Annotated in this window: 18 protein-coding genes and 1 pseudogene; 13 read left to right on the top strand and 6 right to left on the bottom strand. The window is 71.0% G+C overall.

Annotated elements, in window-relative coordinates:
* Positions 1-26: 26 nt before the first annotated feature.
* Positions 27-1,607: an ABC transporter substrate-binding protein gene (locus IPM43_04435; protein ID QQS25625.1), complete on the bottom strand. Its 1,581-nt coding sequence runs from the start codon at positions 1,605-1,607 to the stop codon at positions 27-29.
* A gap of 76 nt (positions 1,608-1,683) precedes the next feature.
* On the opposite strand from IPM43_04435, the pseudogene IPM43_04430 reads away from it, so the two are divergent.
* The 3 genes and pseudogenes from IPM43_04430 to IPM43_04420 all read left to right on the top strand — a co-directional run bounded on the left by IPM43_04430 (position 1,684) and on the right by IPM43_04420 (position 4,865).
* A pseudogene (locus IPM43_04430) lies at positions 1,684-2,651 on the top strand (OB-fold domain-containing protein).
* Positions 2,651-3,715 (top strand): thiolase domain-containing protein, encoded by a 1,065-nt coding sequence (locus tag IPM43_04425; protein ID QQS26329.1) that lies wholly within the window; start codon positions 2,651-2,653, stop codon positions 3,713-3,715. The pseudogene IPM43_04430 and the gene IPM43_04425 overlap by 1 nt, the downstream one beginning before the upstream one ends.
* Positions 3,708-4,865 (top strand): thiolase domain-containing protein, encoded by a 1,158-nt coding sequence (locus IPM43_04420; protein ID QQS25624.1) that lies wholly within the window; start codon positions 3,708-3,710, stop codon positions 4,863-4,865. The genes IPM43_04425 and IPM43_04420 overlap by 8 nt, the downstream gene beginning before the upstream one ends.
* Positions 4,866-4,876: 11 nt before the next feature.
* Here the strand turns inward: IPM43_04420 and IPM43_04415 are convergent, their stop codons facing one another.
* Both IPM43_04415 and IPM43_04410 read right to left on the bottom strand, forming a co-directional pair.
* Positions 4,877-5,692 (bottom strand): LLM class flavin-dependent oxidoreductase, encoded by an 816-nt coding sequence (locus IPM43_04415; GenBank protein QQS25623.1) that lies wholly within the window; start codon positions 5,690-5,692, stop codon positions 4,877-4,879.
* The gene (locus IPM43_04410) at positions 5,677-6,483 is read right to left on the bottom strand and encodes a crotonase/enoyl-CoA hydratase family protein (protein QQS25622.1); all 807 of its coding nucleotides are present in this window, start codon (positions 6,481-6,483) and stop codon (positions 5,677-5,679) included. The genes IPM43_04415 and IPM43_04410 overlap by 16 nt, the downstream gene beginning before the upstream one ends.
* 123 nt (positions 6,484-6,606) lie before the next feature.
* On the opposite strand from IPM43_04410, the gene IPM43_04405 reads away from it, so the two are divergent.
* Together IPM43_04405 and IPM43_04400 are read left to right on the top strand one after the other, a co-directional pair.
* Positions 6,607-8,199 (top strand): acyl-CoA synthetase, encoded by a 1,593-nt coding sequence (locus IPM43_04405; protein QQS25621.1) that lies wholly within the window; start codon positions 6,607-6,609, stop codon positions 8,197-8,199.
* Positions 8,196-9,293, top strand: a complete 1,098-nt coding sequence (locus IPM43_04400; protein QQS25620.1) for a CoA transferase — start codon at positions 8,196-8,198, stop codon at positions 9,291-9,293. The genes IPM43_04405 and IPM43_04400 overlap by 4 nt, the downstream gene beginning before the upstream one ends.
* A gap of 28 nt (positions 9,294-9,321) precedes the next feature.
* Here the strand turns inward: IPM43_04400 and IPM43_04395 are convergent, their stop codons facing one another.
* Positions 9,322-10,029: an NIPSNAP family containing protein gene (locus IPM43_04395; protein QQS25619.1), complete on the bottom strand. Its 708-nt coding sequence runs from the start codon at positions 10,027-10,029 to the stop codon at positions 9,322-9,324.
* Positions 10,030-10,051: 22 nt separating this feature from the next.
* Complete coding sequence (locus IPM43_04390) at positions 10,052-10,828, bottom strand: glucose 1-dehydrogenase (protein QQS25618.1); 777 nt, start codon at positions 10,826-10,828, stop codon at positions 10,052-10,054.
* 42 nt (positions 10,829-10,870) lie between these two features.
* Between IPM43_04390 and IPM43_04385 the strand changes: the two genes are divergently transcribed.
* The 6 genes from IPM43_04385 to IPM43_04360 are packed head-to-tail and all read left to right on the top strand — an operon-like array spanning position 10,871 to position 14,542.
* Complete coding sequence (locus IPM43_04385) at positions 10,871-11,329, top strand: nuclear transport factor 2 family protein (GenBank protein ID QQS25617.1); 459 nt, start codon at positions 10,871-10,873, stop codon at positions 11,327-11,329.
* On the top strand, positions 11,326-11,835 hold the full coding sequence (locus tag IPM43_04380) for an SDR family oxidoreductase (GenBank protein QQS25616.1): 510 nt from the start codon (positions 11,326-11,328) through the stop codon (positions 11,833-11,835). Before IPM43_04385 ends, IPM43_04380 begins: the two co-directional genes overlap by 4 nt.
* Positions 11,832-12,605, top strand: coding sequence for an SDR family oxidoreductase (locus IPM43_04375; protein ID QQS25615.1), 774 nt, complete (start codon positions 11,832-11,834; stop codon positions 12,603-12,605). Before IPM43_04380 ends, IPM43_04375 begins: the two co-directional genes overlap by 4 nt.
* A 38-nt stretch (positions 12,606-12,643) precedes the next feature.
* Entirely contained in the window at positions 12,644-13,027 is a 384-nt protein-coding gene (locus IPM43_04370) for an EthD domain-containing protein (GenBank protein ID QQS25614.1), read from the top strand.
* Positions 12,972-13,934, top strand: a complete 963-nt coding sequence (locus IPM43_04365) for a hypothetical protein (protein ID QQS25613.1) — start codon at positions 12,972-12,974, stop codon at positions 13,932-13,934. The genes IPM43_04370 and IPM43_04365 overlap by 56 nt, the downstream gene beginning before the upstream one ends.
* Entirely contained in the window at positions 13,931-14,542 is a 612-nt protein-coding gene (locus IPM43_04360) for a GNAT family N-acetyltransferase (GenBank protein ID QQS25612.1), read from the top strand. Before IPM43_04365 ends, IPM43_04360 begins: the two co-directional genes overlap by 4 nt.
* A 23-nt stretch (positions 14,543-14,565) precedes the next feature.
* Here the strand turns inward: IPM43_04360 and IPM43_04355 are convergent, their stop codons facing one another.
* Positions 14,566-15,171 carry a cysteine hydrolase gene (locus IPM43_04355; GenBank protein ID QQS25611.1) on the bottom strand — a complete coding sequence of 202 codons (606 nt, stop codon included), beginning with the start codon at positions 15,169-15,171 and terminating at the stop codon, positions 14,566-14,568.
* A gap of 69 nt (positions 15,172-15,240) precedes the next feature.
* Here IPM43_04355 and IPM43_04350 point away from each other — a divergent pair, with 69 nt between their 5' ends.
* Both IPM43_04350 and IPM43_04345 read left to right on the top strand, forming a co-directional pair.
* The gene (locus tag IPM43_04350; protein QQS25610.1) at positions 15,241-16,035 is read left to right on the top strand and encodes a hypothetical protein; all 795 of its coding nucleotides are present in this window, start codon (positions 15,241-15,243) and stop codon (positions 16,033-16,035) included.
* Between the two features lie 28 nt (positions 16,036-16,063).
* Positions 16,064-16,987, top strand: coding sequence for an NAD(P)-dependent oxidoreductase (locus tag IPM43_04345; GenBank protein QQS26328.1), 924 nt, complete (start codon positions 16,064-16,066; stop codon positions 16,985-16,987).
* Position 16,988 lies beyond the last annotated feature (1 nt).

The raw sequence follows: 16,988 nt of genomic DNA, 5'->3' as shown, positions 1-16,988 counted from the left end.
TAGAGGTTCTCCTCGGGCATCTACGGTTAGTTCGCCCGGTTGGGGTCGATGCCGGCGGTGAAATCGCCGAAGTCACCGGTGATCTCGGCGTAGCCGGGGTCGTCGCAGTGCCAGCCCTCGCCGTTGTCGTCCTCGCTGCCGAGCTCGGGGAACAGCCGCTGCCACTTCCCGTCGCGGACCTCCATGATGATCCCGCACTCGGGCGGCAGGTTCGATCCGGGGTTGGTCTCGGTGTGCAGGCCGCCGCCGGTCCACGAGTCGATCGCCATTCCGGCGGCGAGCACGCACTCACGCTCGAGCACGTTGTCGTTCGAGTCGAGGCAGGTGTTCGCAGCGGTAACGAACATCAGCAGCGCCGAGGTGGCCTGCAGGCCGAGCCCGGCCTTCTTCCCGTCGGGCTTGTACGTGTCCATCATGTCGAGGTAGCTCTGCATGCCCGGGAAGTTCTCCGGCTCCTCGAACGGGGCGTAGGCGGTGCGCACCAAGAACCCCTCGGTGGCATCGGCGTCGCCCTCGGCGACCATTGCCGAGGTGTAGAAGTTCGCTTCCTGCAGCACGAGGTTGGGCACGTAGCCGATCTCGCGCATCGCCTTCGCGAGCAGGATGAGGTTGGAGTCGGAGCCGACCATCGTCACCGCGGTGACGTTGCCGTCCTTCAGCCGCTGCGCGAAGGGCGCCCAGTTGGCCTCGCCACCGGGGTTGTAGGGGATGCGGTCGACGATCGTGTAACCGCCGACTGCGTCCATCGTGGCCTCGAGCTGTTCGGCGACGACCTTGGTGGTGAGGAAGTCGCCGTAGATGATCGCGGTGCGCTGGATGTCCTCGGCGTGCGCCTCGGCGGCCCAGATCAACCAGCTCGCCGGCTTCTCCAACGCCGGGTTGGGGATCGGCTGGATCTTGCCGTTGGCCATCGCCGCCGTCGGCGTGACGGTGTAACCGGCGAACGAGATCATCCCGCACTCGTGGAAGCGGGGGAACATCTGGTCGTCGAACACGAAGCCGCCGCCGACCATCGCGAACACCTCGGAGCACGCCTGCTCCATCGCCGGCGGAGCGTTGAACAGCTTGTCGTCGAGGTCGACGATCTCGATCGGCAGGCCGCGGATGCCGCCCTGCTCGTTGCACCACGAGGCGAAGGCCTGCGCGGCGTCGAGCATCTCGATCGTCAATCCCGGCGAGGCCTCGTAGCCGTGGCTGTTGGCGGTGCCGAGCTTCAGCGGGTCACCGCCGTTCTGTCCCTCGGCGACGGTGGGCACGCCTGCTTCACCGGCGGGGCCACAGGGGCTCTCCATCGTCCCGAACATCACGGCGTCGGGCGGCGGCTCGGTGGTCGGGGCTTCGGTGGTCGGAGCCTCGGTGTCGGGAGCGCCCGTATCCGGCGCGGCGGTGTCGGGCGCGTCGGTGTCCGGCGCGGCGGTGTCGGGCGCGGCGGTCGTCGGAGCCGACGTGTCGGCGGTGTCGTCGCCCCGGTTGCCGCAGGCGGCGACGAGGAGCAGGCTGGAAACGACCAGCGCGAGTCGTGAGTGACGCAAAGTTCCCCCCAAGGTTGCGTTCGGATCGCGGTCGAATGCCGCTTCCTCGAATCTAGTCACATCGCGCCGGGGCATCTGACACAGCATCAGAAAGGCTGGCCGGATGCCGTGCTAAGAACGTGTCGTGCCCGGGGGGACGAGCGATTACACGATCACGGCCGACGGTTGCTTCACGGCGCCGCTCGAGCTGACCTATCCGTTCAAGCGCACGGTCGGCACGACGTTGTCGCGCTTCTTCGTCGCGTTGCGCGAGGGTCGGATCGAGGGAACGCGCGGCAGCGACGGCCGGGTCTACGTACCGCCCGCCGAGTTCGATCCGCTCACTGGCGAGCCCTGCACCGAATGGGTGACCGTCGCCGAAGAGGGCACGGTCACCGCATGGGCGTGGCAAGGCGAACCAGCCGAGGGCCAGCCCCTCGACAGGCCGTTCGCGTGGGCGCTCGTGCGCCTCGACGGAGCCGACGTGGAGATGCTCCACGCCGTCGACGCCGGCTCGATCGAGGAGATCACCACCGGCGCGCGCGTCCGGGTGCGCTGGGCTCCCGAGCGCGAGGGAGCGATCACCGACATCGCGTGCTTCGAGCTGATCGGCTCGACCGACGACGGGGGGATGGCGTGAGCGAGGCGACCGCCGAAGCGGACGGCGTGGTGAGGCTGCGCCAACCGGTGACGATCGTGTACGAGTGGTCGGCGGGGCCGGCTGCCACGGGCCACCTGCAGGGGCTGCTCGAGGGCAGACTCGTCGGCAAGCGCTGCCCGAAGTGCGAGCTCGTGTACTGCCCGCCGCGCAACGGCGTGTGCCCGCGTTGTGCGGTACCCCTCGGCGAGCCGATCGAGGTCGGCCCGCGGGGCACGATCACCACCTTCTGCATCGTCAACGTGCCGTTCCTCGGCCAGAAGGTGAAGATCCCCTACGTCGCGGCGCAGATCCTGCTCGACGGTGCCGACATCTCCGTGCAGCACCTGATCCAGGAGTGCGAGGCCTCCGACGTGCACATCGGGATGCGGGTCGAGGCGGTGTGGAAGCCCCGCGACGAATGGGGCCCGACACTCGAGAGCATCGCCCACTTCCGCCCGTGCGACGAGCCGGACGTGACCACGATCGCCGCGACTTCGTGATGCGTGACGTCGCGATAGTCGCCACCGCTCAGCGCCCGAGCCAGGTCCACACCGAGCTGACCTCGGTCGAGCTGCTGTTCCCGGTGATCGGCGAGGTCATCGAACGAGCGGGCATCGAGCGCACCGACATCGGCTTTTGGTGCCACGGCAGCTGCGACTACATGAGCGGGCAGCCGTTCAGCTTCGTGTCCGCCGTCGACGCCATCGGCGCGTGGCCGCCGATCGTCGAGAGCCACGTCGAAGCCGACGGTGCGTTCGCGCTGTACGAGGCCTGGGTGAAGCTGCAGACCGGCGAGTGCGACACCGCGCTCGTGTTCTCGAACGGCAAGACCACGGCCGGGCCGATCGACCGCATCCTGTCGCTGCAGATGGATCCCTACACGGTGGCGCCGTTGTGGCCCGGGCTCCATGCGGTGTCGGCTCTCCAGGCGAGGGCGTGCCTGGATACGGGCGTGGTCACCGAGGCGCAGATGGCCGCGGTGGCGGTGCGCAGCAGGCGTGACGGCGCGTCGAACCCGGTGGCGCTGGCGGCCGGCGAGGCGACCGTCGAAGAGCTGCTCGCGCGGCCCTACGTCACGGCGCCGCTGCGTGAGCACGACTGCGCCGTGGTCGCCGACGGCGCGAACGCGGTGATCATCGCGGCCGGCGACGTGGCCCGCTCGCTGTGCGAGCGCCCGGCGTGGATTCGCGGCTTCGACCACCGCATCGACGCCCAGCGTCTCGGCGCCCGGTCGCTCACCGCGTCGCCGTCGGCTCGTTTGGCGGCCCAGCACGCCCGTGTCGGTGACGACAAGATCGACATCGCCGAACTGCACGCTCCCTACACGCATCAAGAGCTGCTGCTCGTCGAGGCGATGGGCATCGACACCGAGCGCACCCGCGTGAACCCGAGCGGGGGAGCGTTGCTCGCCAACCCGCAGATGGCGGCCGGGCTGGCCCGCTTCGCGGAGGCGGCCGACCGGGTGCTCGACGGCAGCGCCGATCGGGTGCTCGCCCACTGCACCAGCGGGCCGTGCCTGCAGCAGAACCTCGTCTGCGTGATGGAAGGGGACCGCCGTGGCTGAGCGCTGCGCAGTCGTCGGGGTCGGCCAGACGAACCACACGTCGTGCCGCGCCGACGTGTCGATCGCCGGGCTGGTGCGTGAGGCGGTCGATCGCTCGCTCGCCGACGCGGGCATCACGATGGCCGACGTCGACGCGATCGTCATCGGCAAGGCGCCCGACATGCTGGAGGGCATCGTGATGCCCGAGCTGTGGTTGGCCGATGCGCTCGGCGCGCAGGGCAAGCCGGTGTTCCGGGTGCACACCGCCGGCTCCGTCGGCGGGTCGACGGCGATCGTCGCCGCCCAGCACGTGATGGCGGGCGTGCACGGCACCGTGCTCGCCATCGGCTTCGAGAAGCAGAGCGACGGGAACGCGATGTGGGCGCTGAGCGTGCCGATCCCGTTCGGGATGCCTGTGCACGCCGGTGCCGGCGGCTACTTCTCGCCGATCATCCGCACGTACATCCGCCGCAGCGGCGCACCCGCCCACATCGGGGCGATGGTCGCGGTGAAGGACCGGACGAACGCGTGCAAGAACCCCTACGCGCACCTGCACGAGCCGGACTGGACGCTGGAGAAGGCGTTGGAGAGCCCGATGCTGTGGGACCCGGTGCGCTTCGTCGAGACCTGCCCGTCGAGCGACGGCGCGATGGCGCTGGTGCTGATGAACGAGTCGCGCGCCGACGCCCACGGCGGGCCGCTGGCCTGGGTCCACGCCACGGCGATGCGCAGCGAGCCGACGATGTTCGCCGGCCGCGAGCAGGTGAGCCCCCGGGCGGGCGAGCTGGCCGCGGAGGATCTCTGGCGCAAGGCCGGAATCACCGATCCCGCGGCCGAGATCGACGTCGTCGAGATGTACGTGCCGTTCTCGTGGTTCGAGCCGATGTGGTTGGAGAACCTCGGCTTCGCGCCCCGCGGCGACGGTTGGCGTTGGGTGGAGGACGGCGTCACCGAGATGACCGGCCGCTTGCCGGTCAACCCCTCGGGCGGCGTGCTCTCGACGAACCCGATCGGTGCCTCGGGCACGCTGCGCTTCGGCGAGGCGGCGATGCAGGTGATGGGCAAGGCGGGAGAGCACCAGATCGACGGTGCCCGCCGCGCTCTCGGGCACGCTTACGGAGGCGGCTCGCAGTTCTTCGCGATGTGGGTCGTCTCCTCCACCAAGCCCTGAACCCCGGCGGCTCAGCTGCGTTCGGCGCGGGTGATGTGACTGTGGACCGCCGCCAGCTCGACGTCGGGCGGGAAGTCGTGCAGCACCCACGTCACCCGCAGGTCGACGAACGCGCTCGGCCCGTCGCTCAATCGCACGGCCACGTCGAAGCCCTCCAGCGAGCCGCGCTCGGCGGCGACGGCGTCGAGCATCCTCGCGAGCCGGCTGCGGTCCACCTCGATCGGGAAGAGGCCGTCGCCGTGGCGCCCGGCCCGGCGGGCCGGGCGCAGGGCGTCGCCACGAGCAGCGAACCACGTGGGGATGCGCGGGCGCTGCACCGGTCGTGGCAGGAACGTGACCCCGTCGACCCACACGTCGCGACCGTGCACCGTCGTGCGCTCGCCGCTCCACAGCCCGTGCAGCGCGACGACGGCTTCGTCGGTGTGCTCCCCGCGGCGGCGGGGGTCGGTCTCTTCGCCGAACGCGGACAGCTCCCGCCCGCCGTCCACCCCGAGACCGATGCCGAGCACCAGCCGCCCCTTGCTCAGGTGGTCGAGCGTCACCGTCTGGCGGGCGAGCACCTGCACCCGGCGCCGCACGAGCGGCGTCACCATCGTGCCCAGCCGGATCCGCGTCGTGGCGCAGGCCATCGCGGCGAGGGCGATCCACGCGTCCGCGATGTCCTGGCTCTCGTCGGGCGGTCGGAGCACGTGGTCCCACAAGAACACGCCGTCCCAGCCGGCCTCCTCGGCCGCGGCCGCGACGTCGACGAGCGCGTGGGGATCGGCGAGCTGGTCGAAGGGGGCGAGGAACAGCGCGTGACGCACGGCGCCTACCGACGCCGCCACACGGGGGGCCGCTTCTCGGCGAAGGCCCGTGGTCCCTCTTGCGCATCTTCGGTGGCGAAGATCGGCCAGCCGATCTCGAGCTCGAGCGCGAGCGCCTCGGTCTCGGGAAGCGACGCCGTCTCCTGCACCGAGCGCAGGATCGCCTCGACGGCGAGCGGCCCGTTCGCGCCGATCAGGTCGGCCAGCTCCATCGCCTTCGCGAGCGCCTGCCCGTCGGGCACGACGTGGCCGACGAGACCGATCTCCTTCGCCTCGGTCGCGTTGTAACCACGGGCGGTCAGCAGCATCTCCAGCGCGTTCGTGTAGCCGATCTGGCGCTGCAGCCGCACGGTGCTGCCACCGACGGGGAACAGGCCGCGCCGCGCCTCGAACACGCCGAACGTCGCGCTCTCACCCGCCACGCGGATGTGCGTCGCCTGCAAGATCTCGGTGCCCCCGGCGACCGCATACCCCTCGACGGCCGCGATCAGCGGCTTGCGCAGCCGGTAGTGACGCAGCAACGCCTTCCAGTGCAGGTCGGGCTCCTGCGCCCAGCGCTCCTGGTAGGGGTTCGGTGCGTCGCCGGCGGCACGGGCCTTCAGATCCATGCCGGTGCAGAAAGAGCCCCCTGCACCGGTGAGCACCGCGCAGCGCAGGTCGTCGTCCTCGTTCAGCCGCACCCAGGCGTCGGCCATGCCGACGAGCATCGGCGAGCTCAGCGCGTTCTTCGCCTCCGGCCGATTCATGGTGACGACCAGGGTGTGACCCACCTGTTCGACGAGGAGGTGCTCGGTGCCTGGCGTGTTCGACATGTTGGGTACCCCGGTGTGTTGCGTGTGGCTTTGAACGAGCGCGAGGTCTACTACCCCGAGCGGGTGATGTCCGACTCCGGCGACGGGTCGGAACGGAGCGTCCGGACGTGGTAGACGTGGCGCATGGGGGCGCGCACGTTCAACATCGCCGACCTGTTCGAGCAAGCGGTCGACCGCTGGCCCGACCGGGCCTACCTCGCGGCGTGCTCTGCCAAGCACCCGACGGTTCGGCGCACGTACGCCGAGATGGACGCGCGTGCCAACCAGTTGGCGCACCATCTCGCCGAGCAGGGCATCGGGCCCGGCGACCACGTCGGCATCTACGCCCTCAACTGCGTCGAGTGGGTGGAGGCGCTGTGGGCGGTGTTCAAGCTGCGCGGTGTGTGGATCAACATCAACTACCGCTACGTGGAAGACGAGCTCGCGTACCTGTTCGCGAACGCCGACCTGTCGGCTCTCGTCGTCGCTCCGGAGTACGTCGAGCGGGTCGAGGCGGTGCGCAGCCACCTGCCGCTGCTCTCCCACGTGCTCGTGATCGGCGAGCAGTACGAGGCCGCGCTCGCTGCCCAGTCCGCCGAGCGCGACTTCGAGCCGCGCCGCGGGGACGACCTGTACATCCTCTACACGGGGGGTACCACCGGGATGCCGAAGGGTGTCGTCTGGCGCCACGAAGACGTGGTGATGGCGCTCGGCGGCGGCATCGACGTGCGCACCCACGAGCAGATGCGATCACCGGAGGACTTCGTCAGGAAGGGCGAGGCCGGGTTCCCGATCATCTCGTTCGCCCTGATGCCGCTGATGCACGGGGCCACACAGTGGAGCGTGATGGGACAGAGCTTCGTCGGCAACACCACCGTGCTGATCGACCAGTTCGACCCCGCGCACGTATGGCAGACCGTCGGCGACGAGAAGGTCAACCTGGTGATGATCTCCGGCGACGCGATGGCCCGCCCGCTGTGGGACGAGCTACAGCGCAGCGATGCCGCCTACGACCTCTCGTCGCTGTTCGCGATCTCTTCGAGCGCGGTGCAGTTCTCGGCGACGATGAAGGATGCGTTCCTGGAACGCTTCCCGAACATCGTCCTCACCGACGCGATCGGGTCGTCGGAGTCCGGTGCGACGGGGATCACGATGGTCGCGAAGGGCACCGCCATGTTGGGTGGCCCGACAGTAACCAAGGCCCCCGACGCGGTGGTGCTCGACGACCTGCTGCGCCCACTGCCACCGGGGACGGGCGAGATCGGGGTGCTGGCGCGCACCGGCAACCTGCCGATCGGCTACTACAAGGACCCGGTCAAGACCGCGGCGACGTTCGTCACCGGCGCGGAAGGCCAGCGCTACGCGCTGTCCGGCGACTACGCGATGCTCGAGGCCGACGGCAGCGTCACGCTGCTCGGCAGGGGCTCGGTGTGCATCAACACTGGGGGCGAGAAGGTGTTCCCGGAAGAGGTCGAGAACGCGCTGCGCAGCCATCCGATGATCCTCGACGTGATCGTCGTCGGCGTCCCCGACGAGCGGTGGGGCGAGACGGTGGCGGCGGTGGTGCAGGTGGCCGAGGGCGCGACGCTCGACCTCGACGAGCTGCAAAAGCATGCCCGCAAGCACGTCGCCGGCTACAAGGTCCCCCGCCGGTTGGTCATCGTCGACTCGATCGTGCGCTCGCCCGCGGGTAAGCCCGACTACCCCTGGGCCAAGGCGTTGGCCACCGATCGATGACGGGGCCGCTCGCGGGGTTGCGCGTGGTGGAGCTGGTCGGGCAGGGGCCGGGGCCCTACTGCGCGATGGTGCTCGCCGACATGGGGGCCGACGTCGTCGCCGTGGACCGTCCCGACGTCGCCGCGCGCGTCTCACCCGACGCGCCGGCGACGAACCCGATGATGCGCGGCAAGCGCTCGGTGGCGCTCGACCTGAAGGATGCCGCCGATCGAGAGTCGCTGCTGACGCTGCTCGACCACGCGGACGTGCTCGTCGACCCGTTCCGTCCGGGGGTGTGTGAGCGCCTCGGGATCGGCCCCGAGGTGGTGACGGAGCGCAACCCGCGGCTGATCTACGGCCGGATGACCGGATGGGGCCAGGACGGCCCACTCGCCGAGGTGGCCGGCCACGACATCGACTACATCGCGCTGTCCGGTGCGCTGCACATGATCGGCTACGCCGGCCAGCCGCCGACGATGCCGATCAACCTGCTCGGCGACTTCGCCGGCGGGGGGCTGCTGCTCGCGTTCGGCGTCGCGTGTGCGGCGTTCGAGCGTGAGCGCAGCGGTCGCGGCCAGGTGATCGACGCGGCGATGGTCGACGGCGCGGCGCTGGTGCTCGGCCCGTTCTTCGCGGCCGTGGCGAGCGGCTTCTGGGGGGAGCGGGGCACGAACCATCTCGACGGTGGCGCGCACTTCTACAACGTCTACGCGACGGCCGACGCTAAGTGGGTGGCCGTCGGCGCGATCGAGCCCCAGTTCTACGCCGAGCTGCTGTCCCGGCTCGGCCTCGCCGACGACGGTCGCCAGCACGACCGCGCGGTGTGGCCGCAGTGGAAAGCGCGCCTGCGCGAGCTGTTTCTCACCCGCACGCGCGACGAGTGGTGCGAGCTGCTGGAGGGCTCCGAAGCGTGCTTCGCCCCGGTGCTGGCCCCCGACGAGGCGGCGCGGCATCCGCACCTCGCCGCGCGCGGGACGATCGTCGAGATCAACGGCGTGCCCCAGGCGCAGGCTGCGCCGCGCTTTGGCCGCACCGGCGCGAGCGCGGGGGTGCCGTGCCATCCGGGCGAGCACGACCTCGGCGAGGTCCTCGAGTCGTGGCCGCTGTCGCGCTGAGCGCCCGCTAGCGCAGACCAGCGCCCGATCAGAGCTCGCGGCCGGTCTGGATCGGCGACAGCTCGCTCGCGACCAGCAACTTGTTGCGCCAGTCGCGGGCGAACGCCCGAACGTGGCCGCGCCACAACGCCACCGACGGATCGGCCTCCTGCGCCGCCTCCCAGTGGGCCCACGCGTCCCATGTCGGCACCGCCCAGACGACGAGCGCCTCGGAGTCGTTGACCATCGCCGTGCGGTAAGCCCCGACCAGGCGCCAACCGAAGTGGTCGGCGAGTGCCAGCCGGTATCGCTCGACGAGCTCCAGGTAGTCGCGTGCCCGGCCCGGCACGCACGCGACGAGTTCGTGGTAGTAGCACTCCCCGCGCACGCCGTCGGCGAGCAGCTGCGCGAGCGATGGCGAGTATCCCGCCGGCACCAGCAGCCGGTCGTAGCCGCCGCGGCGCAACGCCGCAGCCGCCGCCCACCACTCGACCAGCACGTCGTCTTGGTGGCTCGGGTTGGAGAACTCGGTGCGGAAGTGAGCGGCGACGCCGGGCCACCCGTTGGCGTACTCCCACAGGTTCGTGCTCTGTGGCCAGGCTTCGGTGCTGCCGACCGTGGAGAAGACCCCCACGCAGTGCAGCCCCCGCCCCTCGCGCGCCTCTCGCCCGAAGTTCGCGGTCATGTGGTGGTTGTACGCGGCGCGCCCCTGGCCGACGATGTCGATCGTCTCGTGGAGGTACACGTGCGGGTTCATCTTCCGGTGCTCCGTCGCATCCTCACCGGCACACCGTCGCCCCGTCGACGAGGATCGACTCGCCGCACACGAACGACGCCCGGTCGCTGCACAGCCACACCGCCGCCTCGGCGATCTCGTCCGGGCGGCCGAGGGTTCCTCGCCCGATGCCGCGGCTGACCATCCGTTCGAGCTCGGGATTACCCGCGACGAAGCCCTCGATCATCGGCGTGCGGGTGGTGCCGGGCAGGATCGCGTTCACCCGGATCCCCTTCGCCGCGTACTCCTGCGCCGCGCACTTGGTCAGCCCGAGCACGCCGTGCTTGGCCGCGGTGTAGTGGGGCAGACCCGGCGCGGCGACGACGCCGGCTCCGGAGGAGGTGTTGACGATCGCGCCCGATCCCTGGACGGCCATCAGCGCGAGCTCGTGCTTCATGCAGAGGAACACGCTGGTCAAGTTGGCGGCGATCATCCGGTTCCACTCGTCGAGCCCGAGCTCGCTGAACGCGCTCGGTGCACCCGAGACGCCGGCGTTGTTGAACGCGCAGTCCAGACGGCCGAACCGATCCTGCACAGCGGCGACCATCGCCGCCACGTCGGACTCGTCGGTGACGTCGGCCACCACCTCTCCCGCGTCGCCCCCCGCAGCCACGATCTCGCGCGCTACGCGCGCGGCGTTCGCGGCGTCGAGATCGGCCACCATCACCTGCGCGCCTTCCCTGGCGAAGAGCTTGGCCGCCGCCTCGCCGATGCCGCTCCCGCCGCCGGTGATCAGCGCGACCTTGCCCTGGATGAGGCCGCTGCTCGACTCGCTCGACATGGCCTCGACCGTAGTGGAGTGCTGCCCGCTACGGTCGTGCCGATGGGGGACGGGGCCGCGCTCAGTGCCGAACGGCAGGTGACGAACCTGCTGCACCGCTACGCCGAGGCCGTAGACGACGGCGACTTCGACGCCGTCGGCGAGCTGTTCGCCGGGGCCGGCTACCACGCTGCCGATCCCGGTGCCCCGGTGCTGCGCGGGGACGAAGTGGCCGCGGTGATGCGCCGCATGGTGCAAGTGCACGAAGGAGGTTCGCCGCGCACCAAGCACGTGGTCAGCAACGTCATCTTCGAGCTCGACGAATCGGGGGAGGTCGCGCACACGCGGTCGTACTTCACGGTGCTGCAGGCGACGAGTGGACTTCCCCTGCAGCCGATCGTCACCGGCCGGTACCTCGACACGTTCCGTGTTGCGGAGGGGGTGTGGCGGTTCAGCGATCGCAGCATCGTCATCGAACATGTCGGTGACGTCTCCCAGCACATGGCCACGGGCACCTTGTGAGCGCATTCGGCGATTCGACCGCCGTGGCCGTCGAGCGGGTCGGGGTCGGAGTGGTGCTGCGACCGGCGTTCGATCCCGTTGCACGCTCGTTCGACTCCCTGACCGACGCCGACTGGGAGCGGGCCTTCGAGCAGCCGTTCCGCGCGACGGTGACCGCGATGCAGGACGCGTACCGATCTGGACTGCGCCGGATCGTCGTCGTCGTGCCGGTGACGGCGATGTCCGGAGGCGCGCGCTACGGCCACGTCGCCGCGCCCGCCGAGGCGCTCCGCGTGCTGGTCAAGTCCGCGGCCAGGCAGTGGGGCGCGCAGGGGGTGACGGTCAACGCCGTCGCGGTGTCGCCCGACGCCGTGCTCGACGACGCCGCGGCGGCAGGACCTGTCGCGATCGCGCCCGCCGCGCTCGGCGCCGCCGACCCTGCCGCGGTGGTCGCGTTCTTGTGCAGCGAGGCCGGCGGTGACGTCACCGGGCAGACGATCACCGTCGACGGGGGGCTGTGGATGTGAGCGCGCCCCGCCTCGCGGGCAGGACGGCGATCGTGACCGGCGCCGGCCAGGGCGTGGGCGAGGGCATCGCCCGCCGCCTGGCGGCCGAGGGTGCGAACGTCGTCGTCGCCGCGCGCCGGCGGGCGACCGGCGAGCCCGTAGCCGAGTCGATCCGGGCCGCCGGCGGCGAGGCGCTGTGCGTCGAGACCGACGTCACCGAGCGAACCTCGGTGAGGTCGTGCGTCGCCGCGGCGGTGCAGCGATTCGGCGGGCTCCAGGTGATGGTGCACAACGCGTTCACCGGCGGCATTCCGCACCGCCTCGAGGACGCCGACCTGACCCGGCACTGGGAGGCAATGTCGCGCACGGCGGTGTGGGGCACGCTGTACTGCGCGCAGGAGGCCCTGGCCCATCTCGGCGCGTCGGGGGGACACGGCCGGCTGCTGCTCGTCACGTCGCCGTCGGGGGTGGAGGGCAGCGCGAACATCCCCCTCTACTCGCCGGCGAAGGCCGCGCAGCGGGCGATCGCGAAGAGCCTCGCTCGCGAGTGGGGCCCGTTCGGGATCACCGTCAACTGCCTGGCGCCGGTCGCCTCCAGCCCGGCGCTGCTCCGGGCGTTCGAGCGTGATCCGGCGCTGCAGGCCGCGATCGAGGCCCGCACACCGCTCGGCCGGGTGGGCGACGTCACGGCCGACATCGGGTCCGTGGCCCTCTTCCTCGCGAGCGACGACGCTGCATACGTGAGCGGCCAGACGATCGTCTGCGACGGCGGTTCCTTCCTCGGGCTCTGACCTTGGTCCGCGGCGTGCGGTAGGCAACACTCGCGGAGATGATCCGTCTGATCGCCCTTCTGAAGCGCAAGCCCGGTACCACCCATGACGAGTTCTTGGAGCACTGGCTCGGCTCACACGGGCCGCTCGTCGCGACCAGCTCGGCCGCGCGCTACTGGCGGCGCTACGAGCAGTACCCCGTCGCCTGGCCGGAGCCGGGCAGCGACGCGGCCGAGCCCGAGTTCGACGGCGTCACGATCCAGGAGTTCGACTCGGTGCGCCAGTTCTGGGCACACACCACCGAGGCGGACTTCGCCGCGGTGTCCGCCGACAACGAGCGCTTCCTCGACGTCGACAGCCTGAAATGGGTGCTCGTCGAGGAACCCCATGTCGTCGTCGCGGCAGCGCCTGCAACAGACGCCCTCGACGCCGACGGTGGCTGACCGCGAGGTGTTCGTCGTCGGCGGGGGCCTCGTCCGGGCCGGAGCCGCCGACGCGCTGCGTGAGCTCGTCGCCCGCAACGGCGGCATCGGCGTGCTGAACACGTTCACCGCGAAGGGGCTGTTCCCCTGGGACAGCGTCGCGCACCTCGGCACGATCGGCCTGCAGGAGCGTGACGTCGAGCTAGCCGGATTGGCCGGGCGGGGAGTCGTCGAGATCGGCGTCGACGACGGTGAACTGCCCTCGGGTGCCGTCCGCTCGTGCGCCGCGTCGTGGCGGGAGATCCCGGCCCATGAGCTGATCGGTGCCGATGCCGCCGAGCTCGGCCTCGCGGACGCCGATCAGCTCGGCCTCCCGCCGCCCCGCCCGCCGCTCTACACCCGGCTGTCCGCTGCCCTCCAGCCCTTCTACGCGGCGCCCGGCGCGCCGCTCAACCCGGCGCGCGCCGCCGCCGACCTTGCCGGGTGGCTGCCGTACGGGGCCAGCGTCGCCGCCGACGCGGGGCGGGCCGGCTTCTTCGTCGGGCGCACGTTCCCGACGCGCGAGCTCGCCAGCGTGCAGCTCCCCGTGCACCACGTTCCCGGCTTCGCCGCCACCCGCGCGCTGACCGCCACACGCACCGGGCGCACCGCGGTCGCCGTCGTCGACGGCATCGACGACGCCACCCAGGCTGCGCTCGACCGTGCTCGCCGCGCCGCTGACGGCGCCGCCGGCTCGGGCTGCCTGGTGGTGGAGGTGTGGTCGTCGGCGGGGCCGCGGCTCGGCGCGGCCGAGCGCCTGGAGCTACTGGACGAGGCCGTCGGGCGCGGCGGTGTCCACGTGCTCGAGCTGGGTGTCGACTTCGGGCCGACGCTCGACGCGCTGGTCGCGGTGGCGGGTCGGCCTCGATGGCACACACTGTGGGGATGATCGAGCCGTTCACCCTCGCCGGCCATCGCGTCACGCTCGAGCCTCTGTCGCCGGCCCACGTCGACGATCTGGTCGCGGCCGCGTCCGAGAACCGGGAGACCTACGGGTGGACGGCGGTCCCCGACGGTGTCGACCCGATGCGTACGTACGTGCAGGGCCTGCTCGCCGACGCCGCGGCGGGGCAGGTGGTGCCGTTCGCGCAGCGGCGGGCGAGCGACGGCGTGATCGTCGGCTGCACCCGCTACATGGAGCTGCGCTTCCGACCCGGGCGCGCGGTGCCCGACGAGGTGGAGGTCGGTGGCACCTGGCTGGCGGCGTCGGCACAGCGCACGACGGTCAACACCGAGGCCAAGCTGCTGCTGTTCTCCCACGCGTTCGACGTCTGGCACGTCCAGCGGCTGCAGCTCTGCACCGACGCCCGCAACGAGCGCAGCCGCAGCGCGATCGCCCGTGTCGGGGCGTCGTTCGAGGGCGTGCTGCGCCAGCACAGGACGTCCCATGTCGTCGGCGAGGAGGGTCGGGCGCGGGACACCGCCGTGTACTCGATCGTCAGCGCCGAATGGCCGGACGTGCGGGCGAGGCTCACCGGCATGCTCGGCGCGGGTTAGCGGCTGGGTAAGTCGCCAGAGGGTCAGCTCGCCCAGGGGCGCAGCACGTCGTCGGTGGTGGTGATCGCCGCGATCGGCCAGATCGCGTTCGCCAGCACCGCCTCGCCGTACTCCGCGGGCACGCCGGCGACTGCATCGCGGGGCACGACCACCGAGTACCCGAGGTTGACGGCCTCGATCACCGTGCCGATCACACCGATGTTCAAGGACACACCGGTGACGACCAAGGTGCGGGTGCCGAACGAGCGCAGCAGGGCGTCGAGCCCGGTGCCGGAGAACGCGCTGACCCCGTGATGACGGTCGACGAACAAGTCACCCGGCTCCGGCCCGAGCGAGGGGAGCAGTTGGGTGGAGGGCGAGCCCTGCTGCATGTAGCCCGGCACCCGGCGAGCGACCGACATCAGCGGGAAGTCGAGACGGGTGCCCGCCTGGTCGGAGCGGATCGAGAACGTGCAGTGCACCACCCGGGCTCCGGTGCGCCGCGTGCAGTGCAGCAACCGCGCGACGTTCGCCTCCACGTGCAGCGCCTCGACCACCTCACGCAGCGCGGGGAACGGGGCGATGTCTCCGCACACACCTCGCTGCAGCTCCATCGTGAGCACGGCTGTCTCCGCCGGTACCAGCTCCATGCTGAGACGGTACGGTGTCCGCCTGCATGCCCGGCAATCCGAGCCGGTGCCGGTGACGAGGGGGAGCGAGTGAAGCAGTACGGGATCCAGCTCGGCACGCTGCTCTTCACCATGGTCGAGCCGTGGAAGGGCCACGAGGTCGAGTACAACCGCTGGTACGAGCGCGACCACTTCTACGGCGGCTGCATGGTCGGCGCCTACAACTTCGCCGGCGACCGCTTCGTCGCCACCCGGTCGCTGAAGGAGCTGCGCTATCCCGCCGACTCGCCGATGACACCCGAGCCGAGCGTCGGCTCGTACCTCGCGATGTACTGGGTGCTGAACGGCCATCACGACGACTGGAACCGCTGGAGCGTCGACAACGTCCACATGCTGCACGCCGCGGGCCGCATGTTCCCCGAGCGCACCCACGTCCACACCGTGCTGTACCAGCACGAGTGGTCGCTGCCGCGAACCCTCACCGGCACGCCGATCGAGCTGGCCCTCGACCGCGACTACGCCGGGCTGGTGGTGAACGTCGGCGAGCTGCGTGAAGGCCACCGCCACGAAGATCTCGAAGCCTGGACGCGAGAGCAGTGGTCGCCGGCGGCGTTCGGCACCGATTGGGGCCCCGACCTCGTGTCCTACGCGACGCCGCTGCCGCTGCTCGACGACGCCCCCGCCGACGTGCCGCGGGTGGCGAACGCCGAACGGCGGTTCCTGCAGCTCCACTTCTGCGACCACGACCCGGCCGCGGGCTGGGACGACGGCTACGGCCGCTTCGGGGAGCAGCTCGAGGCGAGCGGGCTCGCCACACACCTCTGGACGGCGCCGTTCAAGCAGACGGTGTTCGGCACCGACATCTACACCGACGAGCTCTGGTGACCCCATGAGCGCCGCCGACGTGGAGCAGCTGAGCAATGCCCGGATCCTCGTGACGGGGGTCACCGGATGGGTGGGCGGGCCGATCGCCACGTCCCTCGCCGCGGCCGGCAACGAGGTCTACGGTGCGGCCCGCTTCGCCGACCCGGCGGCGCGTGAGCCCTTCGACGCGGCAGGGGTGCAGACGGTCAGCGTCGATCTCGCCGGTGGGCGCTTCGACGAGCTGCCCGCCGACCTCGACCTGGTGTTGCACTTCGCGGTGTCGAAGAGCCGGCGCTTCGACGCCGCCTTCGCGACGAACGCCGAGGGCAGCGCGAACCTGATCGAGGCTGTGAGCGGGCGCAGTGACCGGCTGCGGGCTTTCCTCCACTGCTCGTCGACGGGCGTCTACCAGCCCCAGGGTCACGAGCCGCTCGCGGAGACCGCAGCTCTCGGCGACAGCCACCGGCTGATGCCGGGCATGGCGACGTACAGCATCTCCAAGATCGCGGCTGAGGTGCTGGTGCAGCACACCTGCAAGCGCCTCGGCGTGCCGACGGTGATCGGCCGGCTGAGCGTGCCCTACGGCGACACCTACGGGTGGATGCTGTTCCACCTGGCGATGATGGAGCGCGGCCTGCCGGTGCCCGTCCACCCCGACGCTCCGAGCAGCTACTCGCCGATCCACACCGACGACATCGTGCGCAGCCTCCCTTACCTGCTCTCGCTCGCGTCGGTGCCGGCCGCAGTCGTCAACTGGGGTGGCGATGAGGTGGTCTCGGTCGAGGAGTGGTGCGCCGAGCTCGGCCGGCTCACCGGGCTCACACCCGAGTTCGCGCACACCGAGGCGACGATCCCGGCGATCGTGCCCGAGCTGACGAAGCTGCGGGCGACCGGTTTCCGGCCCCAGGTGGGTTGGCGTGACGGACTTCGCCGCCTCGTCGCCAACTCGCGGCCGGAGCTGTTGCGCGCGTAGC

It is taken from the genome of Actinomycetota bacterium (assembly GCA_016700055.1).
In the GTDB taxonomy this organism is placed as follows: Bacteria; Actinomycetota; Acidimicrobiia; order Acidimicrobiales; family Ilumatobacteraceae; genus Kalu-18.
Note: the sequence above shows the minus strand (reverse complement) of the source record. Positions and strands in the feature narration are given on the sequence as shown.

Coding starts and splice junctions, on each gene's coding strand:
- IPM43_04390 (QQS25618.1), bottom strand. CDS start 10,828: ATGTCGAGCGAGTCGAGCAGCGGCCTCATCCAGGGCAAGGTCGCGCTG.
- IPM43_04395 (QQS25619.1), bottom strand. CDS start 10,029: ATGAACCCGCACGTGTACCTCCACGAGACGATCGACATCGTCGGCCAG.
- IPM43_04425 (QQS26329.1), top strand. CDS start 2,651: ATGCGTGACGTCGCGATAGTCGCCACCGCTCAGCGCCCGAGCCAGGTC.
- IPM43_04360 (QQS25612.1), top strand. CDS start 13,931: ATGATCGAGCCGTTCACCCTCGCCGGCCATCGCGTCACGCTCGAGCCT.
- IPM43_04355 (QQS25611.1), bottom strand. CDS start 15,171: ATGGAGCTGGTACCGGCGGAGACAGCCGTGCTCACGATGGAGCTGCAG.
- IPM43_04400 (QQS25620.1), top strand. CDS start 8,196: ATGACGGGGCCGCTCGCGGGGTTGCGCGTGGTGGAGCTGGTCGGGCAG.
- IPM43_04370 (QQS25614.1), top strand. CDS start 12,644: ATGATCCGTCTGATCGCCCTTCTGAAGCGCAAGCCCGGTACCACCCAT.
- IPM43_04410 (QQS25622.1), bottom strand. CDS start 6,483: ATGTCGAACACGCCAGGCACCGAGCACCTCCTCGTCGAACAGGTGGGT.
- IPM43_04405 (QQS25621.1), top strand. CDS start 6,607: ATGGGGGCGCGCACGTTCAACATCGCCGACCTGTTCGAGCAAGCGGTC.
- IPM43_04385 (QQS25617.1), top strand. CDS start 10,871: ATGGGGGACGGGGCCGCGCTCAGTGCCGAACGGCAGGTGACGAACCTG.
- IPM43_04435 (QQS25625.1), bottom strand. CDS start 1,607: ATGCCCCGGCGCGATGTGACTAGATTCGAGGAAGCGGCATTCGACCGC.
- IPM43_04365 (QQS25613.1), top strand. CDS start 12,972: ATGTCGTCGTCGCGGCAGCGCCTGCAACAGACGCCCTCGACGCCGACG.